The following is a 3,942-nucleotide window of genomic DNA, read 5'->3' on the forward strand; positions in this document are numbered from 1 at the left end:
TGCCAGATTCATACGCCGAAAAACCGACGGCGAGGCGGATTGGCGAGATTCTCCGCCGTATCCCATCTCCATCTCTTCCTGCATCGAATCAAAATATTCCTCGCTTTGCCCGTACAGCGGCGAAAGCAGGGCGGCAGTGAGAAACGCCGATGCGGCAACGATACCGGCTTGGCGGCAGACATGGCAGTGATTCAACATAAACGCCTCCCGCGCTTTCGCGGGGCTGGGGAAAATGGATAACATTTGGAAAAAGACAATTGAATTTTTAGAATTGCCGGGCCCAATAACCGCAGTTTACGCGTTCTAATCGTGCCGGCGGACGCATTTCGCTCTGTTTTTGCAACTAATTCTTCGCACAAAACTACCGTGCACTACTTATGATAAACAGTCTAAATTCGTGTGGGGTGGCCCTCGACGTCGTCGATTTGATTTCATCGTACTCCGTTGTGCCTGGGTTCTCCCCCAAGAAGGTTGTTTCGAAGGGAACTTTTCCTAATTGGCTGCTTCCAACCTCGTGTGCCTGCCTGTCAAATGCTTTTGGAAAAGCGTCACGGGTCCATCCGAAGGTCGCGACAAGTCCTACCGAGAATTAAACAAGATGACCAAACGTCGATCATCCAGTACCCCCCCTTCAAAACGCGGACGGATTCGCATTCGGCGACGTCCGCTGGTCGAACATCTTGGCGACCGCCGCGTCCTCGCTGCAATCACGGGCGTGTTTTTTGATGATCTGGACCATTCTTTTCGCCAAGAAGCAAGCGAACAGTCGCTCCCGAAACGCCTGGTCTACCTTGACGCCAACAACAATGCGGTTCTTGAAAAAGGCGAAAAAATCGCGGTTGCCGATGCCGCGGGTGCGTTTCGTTTTGATGGCCTAAGCGATGGCGATTACCAAGTCCGGTTATTTAACGGCACCAGCGTCCAAGACCAACTGTTTCCATTTAAAGCTACGGTCGAGACCACTGCGAACGCGATCGACGACGCGCTGAGCTTGCTGGCGACAGCCGACCGCAGCGCCTATGTGTTGACCGAAACGGGGGTCGAGGTCGCTGATTTAGCAACCGCTGAAAATGAAACGATTTCAGTGGGCTCGGATTTGACGAAATTGCAAACCTTGCCTGACGGAAATCTGTTAGTGATCGGTGGCGAAGCGGGTGGCGATTCGGCATGGATCGTCGATCCTGTTTCAGGGACCGTCAACGCGATTGATCTGTCTGGCAGCGATTCCCCCACTTTGTGGTCGGATGTTGCCATCGATGGCGACGGACGCGGGGTTGCATTGGCCGACAGCTCGGATCCGGTCTCGGTCCAATCCCTCGATGCTACCGATGCGAACCTGGGGCTGGTTGTTTCGAGCACCACCACGATCGTACCAGCGGACACGACGGTCATCACATCGGACACTGGACCTCGCAGCGTCTTTGCTTGGTCAGGCGACGATGGCTTGAAATTATCATTGTGGAGTAACGAAACCGCTTCGATGATCAGCACCGATCCGATCGAAGTGGCGGGCGTCAGCAGTCTGCTGGACTTTGACGACGAATCAGGATTGTTGGTACTGAGACAAGTGGACGGCGGCGTCAGCGTGGTGGACGCGAATGCCGATTTTGCTTCGCTTCATTCGTTCCCCGAAATGACCGGCCCTGTCACGCTCGATGGGGCGCGTGATCTGCTAATGACCCTCTCACCGGTGGATACGCTGTTGCAGCTCGTCGATCTACGCGACGGGTCGGTGATCGCGAACCAAGCGATCGACTTGTCGATGATCGGCGACATCGCGGCAATCGATAGCAAGGGAAAACCCGAAGCGATCGCAGTGCTCGGTTCCACCGGAGTGATCGAAGTTTCGCTTCGTCGTGCGGATTCGCATCGTGTTAAGATTGTCGATAACCAAGATGCTGAACCAATCCGGTTCGCGTTGTTTGTCGACGGCGACAATACGGCGCCCAGCTACGAGAGTCTGCCAGCGCTATCGACCAACGAAGACCAACCGCTGCAACTAGCTGCCCCCGGGGCTCGCGTTGGAGCTTTGGACATCGAGAACGATCATTTCGTGATCCTGCAGAAAGGCACCGCCTCGCATGGCACGGTGGATGTCGCGGTGGATGGTTCCGTTTCGTATACACCCAATCCCGACTTCTACGGCACCGATTCGGTCTCGGTCACGATTCATGATGGGGTCACCGAATCCGAACCGATTGACTTGTCGATCACCGTGGCGCCCGTTGCCGACCCTCCCGTCGATGTCGTGTTTCACTTTGACCCGATCCCCGAAGCCCTTGCGCTCGGCGATCCAGTGGGACTTGTCGAGGTGATTGATGTCGACGGTGTAAAGAATCACGTGATCCAAATCGACGATCACCGCTTTGAAATCAATGATCATGGCATGCTGATATTTATCGGCGGAGCGAACGGCGAGGGCTTGAATTTTGAAGTCGAACCTTGGATTCCGTTGACGGTTTCGGTGACCGACCCGGAACTCGATATCGAATTGGTTAGTTATCCCGCGGTCGTCGTGACCGATTCAAACGATCCCATCACCGGCATCACGCCAAGCGAAGCGACGGTATTTGAGAACGCGGTTGGCGACACGGTAGCCGAGTTGCGAGTCAACGACGAAGACAGCGAGCAATTCCATATATTGACGGTGGATGACGATCGCTTTGTGATTGACGGATCGGATTTACGGCTCGCCGATGGCGTGTCGCTGAACTTCGAAGAAAACCAAGAGATCGTGGTCAACGTGACTGCAAAAGAGTTCGGTGTGAATGGCGATCCGTTTACCCAGCCGATCACCATCATCGTTAAAGATCTGCCCGATCAACCCGAGGTATTAAGCTTGGTCGGCGGATCGTTGGTCGAATTCGAAGCTGGCGCAGTGGCGGGCACACTAAAACTGGACGGTCAATCTGTAAACTCTCGCTACGCGTTGACAGTCGACGATACGCGTTTCGAAGTGATCGACGGCCAACTGAAATTGATTGACGATCAATTCGTCGAACAGTCGACACAAAGCGAGATTCAATTGACGGTGACTGCGACCGATTCGAACAACGAGTTCCAATCGCTGTCGTCGACGTTCATCATCGACGTACTCGAAAACGAAACTCCGTTTCACAACGACGCCAATCCTTACGACGTTGACAACGGCGGTTCGGTTACCGCCGCCGATGCGTTGGCGATCATCAACTTCCTGAATGTCTATGGACCAGGGCCCGTCGGGGCGGGGGATCCCGCGTTTGGTTACGACGTCAATGCCGACGGATCGGTCACCGCACTGGACGCACTGCTGATTCTAAATGAGATCAATCGTAAAGGGACGGGCGGCGGCACCGTGGGCGGAGGCGAGCAGGACGACACGTCCGCCGATGGCGAGCAGGTGATTCCGCCAATACAAATTCCTCAGATCGCCGAGGGATCGAAACACGAACGAACCGATCCAGCCGACCCACGCACCAACGACCGTGCGATTGCGGATTCGTTCCCTAATGATCAACAAGCCGGCCACGACGCAGCAGCCCCGGTTTCCAATCCGCTCTCTCGGGCTATCGCCTCGGTACACAGCAATCCAAGTTTACCAAGCGATTTCGCGGACCAAGTCGACGCGACGATCCGATTGCTATCGGATCAAAGCTAAAACGCTGTCGCACACCTTTTGGCAAACTGGGCAATTTCGGCTTTGGAATCTCAGTCGATTGTAAAATTCAAGTCAAACCATTTGATTTCCTAATAAAACGGACGTGGATTCGTTTAACTTCGATAGTGCAAGCTCCCTTCGCGTGGCGGACATTTGCGTTCACGCGATCCCTTTTCTTGTTTCTTCGGAGAGAACGTCATGTCCACTGCAGCATTCGCGTCTCGACTGCTTTCTCGCAGTCTTCTATGCGGAGCCTTTACCACCGCATTGACCTTGAATCTTCTGGCCGACGAACCGGCGACACT

At 54.5% G+C, this 3,942-nt stretch carries 2 protein-coding genes; one reads left to right on the forward strand and one right to left on the reverse strand.

Annotation, left to right across the window (positions count from 1 at the left end; genetic code table 11):
- Window positions 1-198: hypothetical protein (locus tag RMSM_RS12355; protein WP_040766051.1), on the reverse strand; the 198-nt coding region annotated here is incomplete at its 3' end.
- 400 nt (window positions 199-598) lie between these two features.
- On the opposite strand from RMSM_RS12355, the gene RMSM_RS12360 reads away from it, so the two are divergent.
- Window positions 599-3,637: an Ig-like domain-containing protein gene (locus tag RMSM_RS12360; protein ID WP_008696197.1), complete on the forward strand. Its 3,039-nt coding sequence runs from the start codon at window positions 599-601 to the stop codon at window positions 3,635-3,637.
- Window positions 3,638-3,942: the final 305 nt, after the last annotated feature.

Source organism: Rhodopirellula maiorica SM1 (genome assembly GCF_000346295.1).
GTDB classification, from domain to species: domain Bacteria; phylum Planctomycetota; class Planctomycetia; order Pirellulales; family Pirellulaceae; genus Novipirellula; species Novipirellula maiorica.